Origin of the sequence: Paenarthrobacter sp. C1, assembly GCF_049315185.1 — a bacterium.
In the GTDB taxonomy this organism is placed as follows: Bacteria; Actinomycetota; Actinomycetes; order Actinomycetales; family Micrococcaceae; genus Arthrobacter; species Arthrobacter nicotinovorans.
Genome location: NZ_CP186052.1, coordinates 2,877,983 through 2,891,823, shown reverse-complemented (window position 1 = coordinate 2,891,823; position 13,841 = coordinate 2,877,983). Strand labels below are relative to the sequence as shown.

Annotated in this window: 15 protein-coding genes and 1 pseudogene; 12 read left to right on the top strand and 4 right to left on the bottom strand. The window is 61.4% G+C overall.

Annotated elements, in window-relative coordinates; genetic code table 11:
* The first annotated feature begins 51 nt into the window (after positions 1-51).
* The 12 genes and pseudogenes from ACNAOU_RS13580 to ACNAOU_RS13525 form a co-directional block, all read left to right on the top strand.
* Complete coding sequence (locus ACNAOU_RS13580) at positions 52-489, top strand: hypothetical protein (RefSeq protein WP_018776209.1); 438 nt, start codon at positions 52-54, stop codon at positions 487-489.
* A 237-nt stretch (positions 490-726) separates the two neighbouring features.
* The gene (rpsP, locus tag ACNAOU_RS13575; RefSeq protein ID WP_018776208.1) at positions 727-1,149 is read left to right on the top strand and encodes a 30S ribosomal protein S16; all 423 of its coding nucleotides are present in this window, start codon (positions 727-729) and stop codon (positions 1,147-1,149) included.
* A 1-nt stretch (position 1,150) separates the two neighbouring features.
* Positions 1,151-1,393 carry an RNA-binding protein gene (locus ACNAOU_RS13570; RefSeq protein WP_011775119.1) on the top strand — a complete coding sequence of 81 codons (243 nt, stop codon included), beginning with the start codon at positions 1,151-1,153 and terminating at the stop codon, positions 1,391-1,393.
* A gap of 129 nt (positions 1,394-1,522) precedes the next feature.
* Positions 1,523-2,077 carry a ribosome maturation factor RimM gene (gene rimM / locus ACNAOU_RS13565; RefSeq protein WP_064723397.1) on the top strand — a complete coding sequence of 185 codons (555 nt, stop codon included), beginning with the start codon at positions 1,523-1,525 and terminating at the stop codon, positions 2,075-2,077.
* Entirely contained in the window at positions 2,078-2,878 is an 801-nt protein-coding gene (trmD, locus tag ACNAOU_RS13560) for a tRNA (guanosine(37)-N1)-methyltransferase TrmD (protein ID WP_422757074.1), read from the top strand.
* A 264-nt stretch (positions 2,879-3,142) separates the two neighbouring features.
* Entirely contained in the window at positions 3,143-3,496 is a 354-nt protein-coding gene (rplS, locus tag ACNAOU_RS13555; RefSeq protein WP_014922079.1) for a 50S ribosomal protein L19, read from the top strand.
* An 81-nt stretch (positions 3,497-3,577) separates the two neighbouring features.
* Positions 3,578-4,255, top strand: coding sequence for a signal peptidase I (gene lepB / locus ACNAOU_RS13550; RefSeq protein WP_275775183.1), 678 nt, complete (start codon positions 3,578-3,580; stop codon positions 4,253-4,255).
* Positions 4,256-5,071 (top strand): signal peptidase I, encoded by an 816-nt coding sequence (gene lepB, locus ACNAOU_RS13545; protein ID WP_422757073.1) that lies wholly within the window; start codon positions 4,256-4,258, stop codon positions 5,069-5,071. It begins immediately after the preceding gene.
* Positions 5,071-5,805, top strand: coding sequence for a ribonuclease HII (locus tag ACNAOU_RS13540; RefSeq protein WP_275775179.1), 735 nt, complete (start codon positions 5,071-5,073; stop codon positions 5,803-5,805). The genes lepB (ACNAOU_RS13545) and ACNAOU_RS13540 overlap by 1 nt, the downstream gene beginning before the upstream one ends.
* 68 nt (positions 5,806-5,873) lie before the next feature.
* Positions 5,874-6,218 carry a DUF2469 domain-containing protein gene (locus ACNAOU_RS13535; RefSeq protein WP_018776202.1) on the top strand — a complete coding sequence of 115 codons (345 nt, stop codon included), beginning with the start codon at positions 5,874-5,876 and terminating at the stop codon, positions 6,216-6,218.
* A gap of 110 nt (positions 6,219-6,328) precedes the next feature.
* On the top strand, positions 6,329-6,694 hold the full coding sequence (locus ACNAOU_RS13530; RefSeq protein WP_181423256.1) for a YraN family protein: 366 nt from the start codon (positions 6,329-6,331) through the stop codon (positions 6,692-6,694).
* A pseudogene (locus tag ACNAOU_RS13525) lies at positions 6,695-7,378 on the top strand (magnesium chelatase domain-containing protein); the annotation flags it as partial. It lies immediately after the preceding gene.
* A 675-nt stretch (positions 7,379-8,053) separates the two neighbouring features.
* On the opposite strand, the gene ACNAOU_RS13520 reads toward ACNAOU_RS13525, so the two are convergent.
* From ACNAOU_RS13520 to ACNAOU_RS13505, 4 genes are all read right to left on the bottom strand, one after another.
* Positions 8,054-9,325, bottom strand: a complete 1,272-nt coding sequence (locus ACNAOU_RS13520) for a M20 metallopeptidase family protein (RefSeq protein WP_133830840.1) — start codon at positions 9,323-9,325, stop codon at positions 8,054-8,056.
* A gap of 154 nt (positions 9,326-9,479) precedes the next feature.
* Positions 9,480-10,970 (bottom strand): aldehyde dehydrogenase family protein, encoded by a 1,491-nt coding sequence (locus tag ACNAOU_RS13515; RefSeq protein ID WP_207604505.1) that lies wholly within the window; start codon positions 10,968-10,970, stop codon positions 9,480-9,482.
* A 203-nt stretch (positions 10,971-11,173) separates the two neighbouring features.
* Complete coding sequence (locus tag ACNAOU_RS13510) at positions 11,174-12,289, bottom strand: Zn-dependent alcohol dehydrogenase (protein WP_422757072.1); 1,116 nt, start codon at positions 12,287-12,289, stop codon at positions 11,174-11,176.
* Between the two features lie 149 nt (positions 12,290-12,438).
* Positions 12,439-13,779 carry an aspartate aminotransferase family protein gene (locus ACNAOU_RS13505; protein ID WP_207605890.1) on the bottom strand — a complete coding sequence of 447 codons (1,341 nt, stop codon included), beginning with the start codon at positions 13,777-13,779 and terminating at the stop codon, positions 12,439-12,441.
* Between the last annotated feature and the right edge of the window lie 62 nt (positions 13,780-13,841).

Here is a 13,841-nt window from a genome sequence, read left to right as displayed (position 1 = left end):
GCGGGCCTGCGCCGGACGTCCCGTCAGCACGAAGGATTGAGAGTACTTTCCATGGGCTTTGCCGAAATTTTTGTAGCCACCCACGACGAAGCACTCAAGCGGGCGGCAGCCCTGGGTAAAGGTGCCGATGCCGCAGGCCCTGCAGTCCGCATCAACGGCATAACGGACTTCGAGGTGGAACAACTGGGCGACCTCGCCGGCCAGGCCGTCCATGCCGCAGGCGCTGACTACGAACTCGCGCTGGTGGACGTCACCAGTGACGCGCTGCTTGGCGTTCCCGAAGCGATGGTGAGGGCCTTGGCCGAATTGCTCACGTATGAGAGCGAAGGTGAAGCCAATGTCCTGGATGACGTTGCTTCCGCCTGGGCGGAACAAGAAGACATGCCGTTCGACGCCGCCCAGTCCCGGCAGTACGTTCAGCAACTTGCCGCTCTGGCCACGGACGTGGAAAAAACGGAGCGCGCCGGGCTTTACGTCTGGTCCGAATAGCCACCTCTCGGGCTGGGTCCGGGCACTGACCGGGCCTTGGTGTGACCAAGAACTCACCGACCCGGAGGGCTTGAGTCGTAATCTACCCGGGCATCTGGCACAATAGACAGGTACTCGATCGGTGCGGCCCCTCTCTCCGTGCTCGTATCTTGTCCTTCGAACCGTCTAGTATGGCCCGCCCCACGGGTGCAAAACGTCGGGTTCAACCCCGTTTCAGAAACAGGAGTGACCACAAAAGTGGCCGTAAAGATTCGCCTTAAGCGCTTCGGTAAGATGCGCGCACCGTACTACCGCATTGTCGTCATGGATGCCCGCGCCAAGCGCGATGGCCGTGCCATTGAAGAAATCGGCAAGTACCACCCCACCGAAGAGCCGTCGTACATCGAGGTCGCTTCCGAGCGCGCCCAGTACTGGCTTTCCGTTGGCGCCCAGCCGACTGAGCAGGTTGCTGCGATCCTCAAGATCACCGGTGACTGGCAGAAGTTCAAGGGCCTCCCGGGCCAGGAAGGCACCCTGAAGACGAAAGCTCCCAAGGAAGCTTTCGTAGCACCGGAGAAGGGTTCCGTCATCATCCCGGAAGCCATCACCAAGAAGGCCAAGAAGGACGACGCTGCCGAGGCTCCGGCCGAGGCTGAAGCAGAGACCACCGAGGCTGAGTAAGTTGCTGGCAGAAGCGCTCGAGCACTTGGTTCGTGGGATCGTTGACAGCCCTGAGGATGTCAAGGTCAGTGCCAAGAACAACCGCCGCGGGGAATCCCTTGAGGTGCGCGTTCACCAGGAGGACCTCGGACGGGTGATCGGCCGTCAAGGACGGACCGCACGCGCACTGCGCACTGTGGTTGCCGCCTTGGCTGGTGGCGAGCAGGTCAGGGTCGACGTCGTCGACACCGACCGCCGCCGGTAACGCGCTCAGCACTGCTTGTCTTAGATCCGGCCCCTTCACCGAATATGGTGGAGGGGCCGGATTGCTTTGTCCAACACTTCACACCGTGGCTGCCCGGCGGCGCGGAACAACAGGAATTCAGAGGAACCCATGCAGCTCCAGGTGGCCCGGATCGGTAAACCCCATGGCATTCGCGGCGAGGTAACGGTGCAGGTACTCACTGACGCACCCGCAGAGCGCTTCGTCGCCGGAACCGAGTTCGTCGTGGAGCCGGCGTCCGCCGGACCCCTGACCGTCCGCAGTGCCAGGTGGAACAAGGACATCCTGCTGCTCGGATTCGAGGAGATCGCGGACCGAAATGCCGCCGAGGCCATCCGCGGCGCCAAGCTGTACATCGAAACCGAGGAACTCGACGACGAAGACGACGACGAGGGTTGGTACGAACACGAACTCGTTGGGCTGGAAGCGCGCGTTGGATCCCAGGTCGTGGGCAAGGTTGCAGCGCTGACGACGTTGCCTGTTCAGGACCTGCTGACAATCACCACGGACGAGGGAAAGGAAATCCTTGTTCCCTTCGTGGATGAAATCGTTCCCGAGGTCAACATCGAGGACGGATACATCCTCATCACCCCGCCTGCGGGACTCTTTGAGCTCAATGACGACTCCTCTGACGACGCAAACGATGCTGCGGGGGATGACGCCTGAATGAGGATTGATGTCGTCAGTATTTTCCCCGAATACCTGGCCCCCCTTGAGCTCTCCCTCATAGGCAAGGCCCGGCAGGACGGATTGCTGGAGCTCAACGTCCACGATCTCCGCAGCTTCACCACCGACAAGCACCGGACGGTGGACGATACCCCGTACGGCGGCGGTGCCGGGATGGTCATGAAGCCTGAACCCTGGGCCCAGGCCCTTGAGTCGCTGGTGCCTGCGCACGAAGGTGCCAAGCCCGTATTGATCGTTCCGTCACCGGCAGGACAACGCTTCAACCAGGCGCTGGCCTACGAACTCGCTGAAGAAGAGCAGCTGGTCTTCGCCTGCGGCCGATACGAAGGCATCGACGAACGCGTCATGGACTGGGCCCGGGACCACTTCACGGTGCGCCCCGTCAGCCTCGGGGACTACGTTCTCAATGGTGGCGAGGTAGCTGTCCTTGCCATGGTTGAGGCAATCGGTCGCCTGCTTCCCGGGGTGGTCGGAAACCCGGAATCCCTGATCGAGGAGTCGCACTCCGACGGCCTCCTGGAGTATCCCGTCTACACCAAGCCCTCGTCGTGGCGGAACCACGATGTTCCGGAAATCCTGCTCAGCGGCAACCACGGAAAAATTGCCCAGTGGCGCCGCCACGAGCAGTTCCGCCGCACCGCAGAGCGCCGGCCTGACCTCTTGGCGGATTTCGACGCCGGTGCTTTGAGCCGCGCCGACCGCAACGCGCTGACGGAACTCGGCTATGACGTGGTGGATGGACGCCTGCAGGCCAGGCACGGCGGCGACGCCGCCAACTAGCGCTGCCCGCCGCCGTCGGGAGTTCCAGTCCCGCCAGTTGGCTGGATGGCTGCGCTTATGGCAGAATTAACCCTTGTGTCTGCTGGGCTGACACCTGCCACAGGGGGAGTTCAGCCAACAGTCGGACAACCCGGTGACGCCAATCAGTGGCGGAACCGGACACTAATAAAACTTCGGCGGAGATTTCCGGTAGGCCTTCGGGCTGCGGGCTTGTTCGCCGTAACCCAAAGTGAATGACCTGTGGCGTTCACCAGGAGTGGATTAATGCATATCCTCGATAGCGTAGATGCAGCCTCGCTGCGTAACGATGTTCCTGAGTTCCGCGCGGGTGACACCCTCAAGGTTCACGTCAACATCATCGAAGGCAAGAACTCCCGTGTCCAGGTTTTCCAGGGCTTCGTCCTTGGCCGCCAGGGCGACGGCGTTCGCGAAACCTTCACCGTGCGCAAGGTTTCCTTCGGTGTCGGCGTAGAGCGTACCTTCCCGGTACACTCCCCGATCATCGACAAGATCGAGGTCGTCACCAAGGGTGACGTCCGCCGCGCCAAGCTTTACTACATGCGCGCACTGCGCGGTAAGGCTGCGAAGATCAAGGAAAAGCGCGACTTCGCCAAGTAAGTCCTGCGACTTACGCAACGGGTCCAGGATTCGTGCCCGGTTGTATCCGGAGCAATCCGCAACGCAACAGGGATACGAGTCATGGACACATCAGAACGCCAGCCCCGGAAACAGGGCTGGCGTTTTGTTTTGCTCGCACTGGTCCTCGCGATCGCCATCAGCGGATTGGTCCGTTCCCTGTGGCTTGATGTCTACTACATTCCCTCGGAATCCATGGAGCCGCTCCTGATGACGGGCGACCGGATCCTGGTATCGCGGACCGACTTCAGTGCCGAGCCGATCCGCCGGGGCGATGTTGTGGTCTTTGATGGGCGGGGTTCGTTTGCTCCGCTGAGCAGCGGGCGCGGTCCATTCGTTGACGCCGCCTCTGCAGCAGCCCAGTGGTTCGGGCTGACGGGCAGCGACACCACATACGTCAAGAGGGTCATCGGGGTGCCGGGTGACCATGTCCAGTGTTGTGATACCGGCGGCCGCCTCACAGTGAACGGTCAGGTACTTGAGGAACCCTATCTGTACCCGGGAGACGAACCCAGCAAGCAGAAGTTCGACGTCGTGGTGCCTCCGGACCGGCTCTGGTTGATGGGCGACCATCGCTCGCGGTCTGCTGACTCCCGTGGCTTGCTGGGTGCGCCCGGCGGAGGAATGGTTCCGATGGACCGGGTTATCGGCCGGCCGGTCCAGATCATCTGGCCACTTGATAGATTTGCAGAGATGCCTCGCTCCACGCAGGCCGAAACACCATCGAAGAACGGACAGTAGATGCCGGACAAAGCTCCTGGGAACCCCGAGCGGTACGACGACGACTCGCGGCTCCCGGACGGAACGGCAAGTGCCGCTGGTGTAGCGGAGCCGGATGCTGGTGCAGCAGAGCCTGAAGAGGATCAAAAGAAGCCCCGCAAGAATCCTGCCCTGGTGTGGATCAAGGAAATCGCCACTGTCGTGGCCATTGCACTGGTGTTGTCCTTCCTGCTGAAAACCTTCCTCTTCAAGGCTTTCTACATTCCCTCGGAGTCCATGGAGAGCACCCTGGACGTTTACGACCGCATCTTCATCAATTTGCTCGTTCCCGGACCCTTTGACCTTTCGCGGGGAGACGTCGTGGTCTTCAAGGACACGCAGGCCTGGCTGCCGCCCGTGGCACAGAAACCCGCCGGCCCCATGGACTGGGTAGGGGGCACGCTCGAGTTCGTGGGCTTGGCTCCGGATGCCAGCGAGCAGCACCTGGTGAAGCGCGTCATCGGACTGCCGGGCGATCATGTCACGTGCTGTGACGCCCAAGGCCGCGTCAGCGTCAATGGCGTCGCGCTCAATGAAAGCTATATCAACCCCGCGGAACTGCCTTCCCCGCAGTCGTTCGACGTCGTCGTGCCGGAAGGTAAAGTGTGGGTTATGGGCGATAACCGCAACCACTCGGCTGACTCGCGGGCCCACCAGGAAGTCAACGGTGGATTCGTCAACATAGAGGACGTCGAAGGCAAGGCAACCGTCATCGCGTGGCCGATCAACCGGTGGACCGTCCTCGATAACTATCCGGACGTTTTCCGTAATGTCCCTCAAGGCACCCCGGCGAAGTAATGGCTACCGCAACAGCCCGGAAGAAGACCCCCGCCAAGGCGAAGGCCAAGGCCCAGGCAGGTTTTCCCACCCTCGACGTTGAGCGTTCCTTTCTGTCCTCCGGGGTGCGCTTGCTGGCCGGTGTCGACGAGGTGGGCCGTGGAGCCTTGGCTGGCCCGGTCAGCGTTGGCATCACAGTGGTCGACCTTGCCGATCACGGCCTGCTGGCCGATGTCCGCGACAGTAAACTCCTCAAACCAGAGGACAGGGACAGACTGGAACCCCTGGTCCGTGAATGGGCCCTGGCGTCAGCTGTAGGTCATGCCTCGTCCCGGGAAATCGACGAGATCGGCATTATTGCGGCTTTGCGTCTGGCAGGCACGCGTGCGTGGTGTGACATCCTGGACGGCGGCGTCACGCCTGACCTGGTCCTGTTGGATGGGAGCCATAACTGGCTCTCACCCGAGGTCCAGGCATCTCTTTTTGATCCTGCCCCGGCGGGCGCCGGCTGCGAGGCACCGGTCCACACCAGGGTAAAGGCGGACATGAGTTGCCTGAGTGTTGCTGCAGCCAGCGTATTGGCCAAGGTGGCTCGTGACCGCATCATGGTGGACCTTCACTCCGAGCTGCCGGCTTACGGCTGGAACGTGAACAAGGGGTATGCCACCGCCGCACACAGGGATGTCATCCGCCTGCATGGTCCCAGCGCGTACCACCGGACCAGCTGGCACCTGACGGGGCCCGACCCCGAGTAGAGCAATCCTGTAGCTTTCTGTTGCAGGTCTGGCGCATGGCACCTTGCAGATGGTGCAAAGATGGAACCATGAGTGCCGAGGACCTTGAGAACTATGAAACCGACATGGAGCTGCAGCTCTACCGTGAGTACCGGGATGTAGTCGGTCTGTTCAGCTACGTTGTAGAGACGGAGCGGCGGTTCTATTTGGCCAACCATGTTGATCTCCAGGCCCGCAGCGCAGACGGGGAAGTTTACTTCGATTTGACCCTGCAGGACGCTTGGGTCTGGGACGTTTACCGTTCGGCCCGTTTCGTCAAGAACGTCCGCGTGATTACTTTCAAGGACGTCAACGTCGAGGAACTGCCCCGCAGCGAAGACCTGGCCTTGCCGAAGGACGGCGGCCTGGGCGATCTCGGAGATCTTGGCAACTAGCCTGCTTCACTGCACTGTTCCTCCACAGCGCTGATTCCGGCGGGTTTACGCACATAGCCTCCTAAGCCCCTGCCGCTCACCCCCTCCAGCCGGAAGGCTGGACAGCGGAGGTGATGGTCATGAGAGCAAAAGACCGGCTTGGCCAAAATGGCGAGGCATTGGCTGCGGATTTCCTGACGGATCAGGGGATGCGGATCATTGATCGCAATTGGCGGTGTGCGGAGGGTGAGATAGACATCGTCGCGATCGACGGTGACACCTTGGTGGTTGCCGAGGTCAAAACCCGGAGCAGCCTGGACTACGGGCACCCCTTCGAGGCTGTTGGAGCGGCAAAGCTCGCCCGTTTACACCGGCTCCTTTCCTGTTGGTGCCGGACCCACGAGTTCAAAGCGTCGCGTCAGCGTGTCGATGTCGTCTCGGTGGTGGACGGCGGCGTCGGTGATCCTGTGCTTGAGCACCTGCGGGGTGTCGGCTAGGTGGGGGTGGGTCGCAGCTACTGTGTTGCCCTTGTGGGCCTGAACGGTTACATCGTGGAAGTGGAGGCCGACATTGGGCAGACGCTTCCGAACTTTGTGATCCTGGGGCTCCCTGACGCCGCCTTGAACGAGGCCAAGGAACGTATCCGATCAGCCGCGCAGAACTCCGGAATACCTTTGAGCCGCCGGAAGATCACGGCCAACCTGATCCCAGCGTCACTGCCTAAACGGGGATCGGGCTTCGACCTCGCCATCACAATGGCAGTGCTTCGTGCTGCCGAGGACATCCGTTCTATCGATGGAACAGTCTTTATCGCCGAGCTTGGCCTGGACGGCAGGCTGAGGCCGGTCCGGGGAATGCTGCCCGCCGTCATGGCTGCCGTGCAAGCCGGGTATCCGGACATCGTGGTGGCGGAGGCGAATGTTGCCGAGGCTGCTTTGGTGCCCGGCGCGAACGTCCGAGGCTATATGACGCTGGCACGGCTCGCCTATGATTTTGGCGCAGACCCGAAGGACCTAGCCCTGGACTACGATCCCATGGACGAGGATGTCCCGGAGATTGACGCCGTTGAAGTGCCGGTGGTGCCGGACCTTTGCGACGTTTCAGGGCAGGAGGAAGCCCGGCAAGCGTTGGAAGTCGCTGCCGCCGGCGGACACCATATGCTGCTGACGGGGCCGCCGGGTCTATGTCCTTAACCATGCATGCGTGAAGGCGCGAGCGGTGGCTGAATTGCAGTCAAAACGTGCTCGTGACTTTCATCGCGGATGCAGCGCCTGCACGAGCCCGGCCGAGCTGCTGCCCTCGCCTGGGCGGCGGTCTCCGGCAAGACGGTCAGATCTAGTGAGATGGGTCCTGATCAGTCACGGAGGGGTTCATTGGTCATATGAGGCAACGTTCTCGGACCCACCCCTATTGCTAACAGTGTCTGGTCTTCAGATGGTACTGAACTCCATCAGCCCTGGGCCTCGGCACATTCTTTCGCACGCCTGCATCGACCCCGCCAGGACGACCGGGCCAACGGTAAGAAGGATGGTAGGCATGAGTTAGCAGCTTGCGCCACGGGTGCCAGGGGTAAGGCGGAAGTGGTCCATGGGTGGGCTGTGCGCTCCAAAGGGGAGAACGTCTTCGCCCCCATGTGTCAGATTGCATTCCAGGACCCACTCGTGTCCTTGTCAGGAAGGAAAGAAGAGGACTCTATTGTGACAGGACCCGGATGGGGCGCTGACGTCACGTTGGGTGTACCAATCTGATAGTGGTTGAACTGCCATCCATTCGGGGCTTCGAGACCGGTCCTGCTAGGTCCGCTGCCTCAAGTGAGGCGTGGGCCGCTCCGGAAGCCCTCCGAGCTGCGCCCGGGGCTACCCCAGGACCTCCAACTCCTGGAGCTTTCCAAGCGCCACGCCCGCCATAAATTGTGTCTGGTCGACGAGGACACTGTCGTCAAACACTGCCCTGGGCGAGTGCATGGGGGCCCACTCCATGGGGTCGATATCTGGAGACCCAGCTCCGAGGTGCCCGTACGCTCCTGGGACCTCCACGAGGACACGGGAGAAATCGTCAGAGCCGGTCCTGGGGGACGGGCTGGGCACGAACCGGTGCTCTCCGAAGAACGTCCGTGCGGTCCTGCCCCAGAGTTCGGCGTCACTTTCGTGATTGACGGTGGCCGGCATAACCGGAGTGAACGTTGCCTCGGCTGTCAGTTGATGAGCAGTCGCCAGTTGCCGGATGAGATCCGGCAACTCCTGTGCGAGCCGCGCTTCGACACCGGGGCTGAAAGACCTGACGCTGGCCCTGAATTCCGCCGAATCAGGTATGACATTAGAGGCGGAACCGCCATGGAATTGGCCCACGGACAGTACCACGGGATCAAAAACGTTGAATCGCCGGGTGATGTACGTTTGGAGCGCGCCAAGCATTTCAGCAGCTACCTGTATGGGATCCAGAGCTTGGAAGGGGCGTGAACCGTGCCCGCCACGCCCGATAACCTTGACGGACAGATCTCCGAAGGCAGCCATGTAGGAGCCGGCACGGGTCGTGAACACGCCTGACGGGATGTCCGAAACGACATGCAAGGCGTAGGCAGCATCCGGTCGCCTGCCGGCTGCGTTAAGAACGCCTTCCTCCAGCATGATGCGGGCCCCCTCATGTCCTTCCTCCCCCGGTTGGAACATGAAGATGACGTCACCGGTCAGGCTGTCACGTACGGACGAAAGCAACCGGGCGGCACCAATCAGGCCCGCTGTATGCAGGTCATGACCGCAGGCATGCATCGCTCCATTAGTCGAGGCAAAGGGTATTCCCGTCTTTTCTGCCACAGGAAGGGCATCCATGTCACCTCTGAGCAGTACAGTGGGACGGCTCCCGACGGGGGCCTGGGTGGCCCCGCCGCGTAGTACCGCAACCACGGACGAGGCTGCTTTTCCCAGGCTTATTTCGAGGTCGAGTCCCTTGAGTGCCTCAAGGACCCGGGCCTGGGTGCGGGGCAGATACAGGCCGACTTCAGGATCGGCGTGCATTTCCCTACGGAAATCGACCAGGTCGCTTCCATAGGCCGGGATCGCCGCTGTGGCGTCCTCAAGGAAACTCAGCGGTGAAAACCGCACCGTATCTGTCGTTGAAGTATCTGTCATTGAAGGACTTTCTCGTCTCATGTTGCCAGGCTCTGGCCTGCTGCTTTCCCGAGAGGACGCGGACCCCCGTCTTAGCCACGCGTCACGTTCCCGGACTGTTTGTCGCAGGCCCCCACGGGGCCTGGCCTACGCTTGTTGGGGTCGGATATGGCGCCTAGAGCGGGGAATCCGTCCTGTCCACGCCAACCACGCGGTCGCCGGTGAAGAAGCGGACGCCATACTGCGGACCGTGGCCACCGATACCGCTGGTGCCCCAAAAGCTCTGGCGTGAACTGCCGGCGAGGTCGCTCATGAATGTGCCGTTGATGCGGACTTCACCGGCACGAATACGGGATCCCACTTCGATGGCCCTTGCTTCATTGGCACCGAATACGTAGGCATCCAGGCCGGTTGCGGGGCCGTTCGCATGGGCAAGTGCCTCCTCGACCGAATGCACCGGATGTACCGTTACCAGCGGCCCGAAAAGCTCTTCCGTGGCGGCCTCGGCGGCACATCCGACGATCATCCCCGGTGCCATGAACCAGCCGTCAAGACCCGGCAGCTCGCCGCCAGTGACGAGCTTTCCCCCCAGCTCGAGGAGCCGATTCACTGAGGCTTTCAAGCCATCACGCTGCCGCTGGAATGCCAGGGGACCCACTTGCGTCGACTCATCCAAGGCGTTTCCGACCCGAAGCTTACTGAGTTCAAACTTCATAGCTTCAACGAAACGGTCGTGAATCGACTCGTCAACCAGTACTTTGCCTGGCGCCTCACACCACTGGCCGTTGAGACGCGTCATGCCCTGCACAATGGACCGCGCCGCCGAGCTGACGTCGGCGTCATTCAGAATGATCACGGGATTGTTGGATCCGAGCTCCATCTGCATGACCGCCAGGTTGGACGCGGCAGCCTGCGCAACCGTCCGGCCTGCGGAATCGCCACCCGTAAATGAAAGAGCCTCGATCCTGGGGTCCGATGTCAGCAGTGCTCCTGTCTCCGAATTCCCATGAATCAGCTGAAACGCGGCGCCCGGGTATCCCAGTTCGGTCATGGCAGACACGATCGCCTCAGCGAAGAGCTGGCAACCGCTGGGGGCGTTCTCGGAGGGTTTGAGGATGACGGGGCAACCGGCCGCCATGGCTGCCGCCACCTTGCCGACCACGGTGAACGTTGGGGCATTCCAGGGGCCGACGATGAGGGCTGGGCCGAGGGGCTTGCGCAGGATGACCACAGACCTGGCATGGTCAAGGGTCTCCGATTCACCAAGCTGTTCCGCTTCAGCAATAGTTCCGCGGACTCTGTCACCCAGTGCACCGGCAATCAGGCGGGTGGTGCGGATAGGAACCCCGGTGTTGATGCTGTCCTGGAGGGCGACTTCTTCGCTCTTCGCATCGAGGGACGCGGCTACCTTCGTCAAGAGCTCAAGGCGGTCCGGGAGTTTGATGTCTTCAAGTTTCCCGGACCTGTGAAGGGTCGCTGCTGCCGCGAGTGCCCGCTCGACATCATCCTTTGCGGTCTTGCGCATCGGCTGCCGGGGTTCGCCAGTATTTGGGTTGGTAAGGTAGCGGCCGTTTTCCTCGAGCTGCAGCCATGTGCCATTGACAAAGGAGCGTTGCTCGACGAGGTCGGGGGCAATATCAGTCAGTTGGGCTAGTCCTTCAGTCATTTAAGGGTTGCTCCTCTGGTTTCGTTTGTGGGTTTTGTCGTCCATAACCAGTGACGGCAGGGGCTGGCCCCCGATGTTTGCTGTTCATGTTCGGAAGGCTGTGCAGCGGCCTAACGTTCGTTCCGGCCCGGCTGTGGCGCAAAGCAAGATCGCGATCACCGGTAACCAGGCCGACGCCGCAACGATCTACGCAGTTATCTGGATCACGATTGCCTGTTGGTCATGTTCAGCACGACGCGGATCGTCGACGCATCCGCCATCGCTTCGAATCCCTCGTTGATGCGGTCGAAGGGCAGCTCTTTGGTAACCATTCCATCGAGATCCAGCCGATTGTTCAGGTAGTGGTCGGTGAACATGTCGACATCGCTGAGGAACCTGTTCGCACCCATGTACGCGCCTTGGAGGTGTCGGTCGCCGTAGATGAGTGCATCTGCGGGGATACGCAGTTCGGACCCGGTGGGCATGAGACCGAGTATGCTGGCGGTTCCGTTCGGGCTCAGGAGCGAAAAGGCGAGTTCCGCTGTCTCACTGCGGCCGACCGCCTCGATTGCATGGCTAACACCCTGGGGAAGAAGTGACCGGACCTGGATGAGTGTTTCTGTCGGGTCAGGTGATGAGAGAACTGTGTCCGTGGCACCGAAGTTGCGGGCGAGCTCCAGCTTCGCGGGCACGGCGTCAATGGCAATGATCCGTCGAGCCCCAGCCAGCCTTGCACCCTGGATGGCGGCTATTCCGACGCCGCCGCAGCCGATTACGGCGACAGTATCCTCTGGCCCTACTTTTGCGCCGTGAATGACCGCGCCGACTCCTGTACTGATGCAGCAACCGAGAAGACATGCCACCTGGGGAGGCAGGTCAGAGCCGACCACTGCAACGGATGCCTCTTTCACCAAGAAGGCCTCCGCAAATGCGCCGATACCGCCGAGCGACTCGACGCTTGATCCATCATGTGAGATGAGTCTGGGCCGCTGCCGCTCACGCATCGAGTCGACCCGTTCGCACTGGGTCGGGCGCCCGCTGATGCAGTTGCGGCAAGCGCCACAGGACGGGGTTATGGTTGTTACGACGCGGTCTCCAGTCTTAATTCTTGTGACGCCGGAGCCGACGCGCTCGACAATGCCTACGACTTCATGTCCGAGGACCGCCGGCAGGGAGATATCCAGGGCCCCCTTCAGGTAGTGCAGATCGCTGTGGCAAAGGCCAACTCGCTCCGTCCGGATGAGGACCTCATGGTCCTCCGGATCATCCAGCAGCAGCTCGCGGATCTGGAGAGGTGTTCCGGGCTTTTCCAGTACGGCGGCAAGAATGGGTGTAGGCACTTGGCTTCCTTGAGGGTTTAGGCATTTGCAGATGGATCGCTTCGACCATCTTCGGCCCTGGCAGAGTTTCAAAAGTGTGTGGAGGGAACAGCCTTTACGGCCACTATGTGCAAGGTGACCAGCGTCGGCACATGGTGGAATGACAGGGATTAAAGACAGCTTCCGCTTCCAACTCGGGATCCGCTCCGGCTGTCATCCACAGCGGCCCACCGCTCAACATGGTGTTCCATGGCGCGAAGGGCTTCCTCCAGCTTCGCCAGCAGTACCCGGGTCTCCTCTTCGCTGATCACCAAGGGCGGGGACAGGATCACCGCGTTGTTCAGCGGAGCAATGCCTGCCGGATAGACAATAAGCCCCTGGGCGAGGCATTCCTGCACGAAGGTGTTGGCCGCTCCGAGCGCAGGATCGGGCGCCTGCTTGCTTTCCTGGTCCGTAACGAACTCGAAGCCCCACAGCAGGCCCCGGCCACGGACATCGGCCATGCAGTGGTACCTGGCTGCCAGGGAGAGCAGTCCTTCTTTGAGCTGCTTCCCCCGCTGCCGGACGTTTGCAAGGACGTTCCGGCGTTCCATGAAGTCCAGGACCGCCAGGCAGGTGGCTGCCCCCAGGGGATTCCCCGAAAAGGTGTGCCCGAACGGAGCGACACCGCTGCCTTCCCTGAGCGCCTCGACAACATGGCCTCGGAGCAGGACGCCGGCAACAGGGGAATAACCGGCACTTAATCCTTTACCGATGAGAAGAAGGTCCGGGACGACGTTCTCGTAGGAACTCGCAAACCAATCTCCCGTCCGCCCGACGCCCGTGATGACCTCATCAATGATCAGCAGCACATTCAACCGGTCACAGATTTCGCGCAACCGGGAGAGGTAGCTAGCCGGAGGCGTCAGGACCCCGCCGGCGGCTCCAACGATCGGTTCCACGATCACTGCTGCGACCGTGCCAGGGTCCTCGTTCCGAATGGCATCTTCGAAGGCTTGCGCAGCCCGCAGCGCGTATGCTTCTTCGTTCTCGCCCGGCTGCGCGAAGCGATACGCGTAGGCCGGCGGGGCGAAGGAGAACGCATGCAACAACGGCCCGTAGTCGGGGCGGCGTGCTGCATGTCCCGACATTGACAGGGCTCCCATGGTCATGCCGTGATAGCTGATGTTCCGGCCGAGAACTTTGACTTTGCCCGGGAGCCCCCTTTCGCGCCAGTAGCTGACTGCTGTCCGGATGGCGAACTCGGACGCCTCTGATCCGCTGTTGACGAAGAATGCCCAGTCAAGGTCTCCCGGTGCCAGATCGGTGAGCCGCCTTGCCAAGGCCTCGGCGGGCACATTCGTGAACTGGGTTCGGTAAGTAAAGGCCACCCGGCATGACTGCGCCTTCATCGCCTCTGCAACTTCTTCTACGCCATGGCCGATGTTTGCAGTCATGGCCCCGCTGCACCCGTCCAGGTACTGCAGACCGGCTGAGTCATACAAGTAGACCCCCCGGCCATGGGTGACCACCGGGTATGTCTTATCAATGGTCTGCTTCAACAGAGCGCTCTCAGAAATGGAATACTCCTTTA

Coding starts and splice junctions, on each gene's coding strand:
- rimM (WP_064723397.1), top strand. CDS start 1,523: ATGCAGCTCCAGGTGGCCCGGATCGGTAAACCCCATGGCATTCGCGGC.
- ACNAOU_RS13515 (WP_207604505.1), bottom strand. CDS start 10,970: ATGACTGAAGGACTAGCCCAACTGACTGATATTGCCCCCGACCTCGTC.
- ACNAOU_RS13540 (WP_275775179.1), top strand. CDS start 5,071: ATGGCTACCGCAACAGCCCGGAAGAAGACCCCCGCCAAGGCGAAGGCC.
- ACNAOU_RS13535 (WP_018776202.1), top strand. CDS start 5,874: ATGAGTGCCGAGGACCTTGAGAACTATGAAACCGACATGGAGCTGCAG.
- ACNAOU_RS13520 (WP_133830840.1), bottom strand. CDS start 9,325: ATGACAGATACTTCAACGACAGATACGGTGCGGTTTTCACCGCTGAGT.
- ACNAOU_RS13580 (WP_018776209.1), top strand. CDS start 52: ATGGGCTTTGCCGAAATTTTTGTAGCCACCCACGACGAAGCACTCAAG.
- trmD (WP_422757074.1), top strand. CDS start 2,078: ATGAGGATTGATGTCGTCAGTATTTTCCCCGAATACCTGGCCCCCCTT.
- lepB (WP_422757073.1), top strand. CDS start 4,256: ATGCCGGACAAAGCTCCTGGGAACCCCGAGCGGTACGACGACGACTCG.
- rplS (WP_014922079.1), top strand. CDS start 3,143: ATGCATATCCTCGATAGCGTAGATGCAGCCTCGCTGCGTAACGATGTT.
- lepB (WP_275775183.1), top strand. CDS start 3,578: ATGGACACATCAGAACGCCAGCCCCGGAAACAGGGCTGGCGTTTTGTT.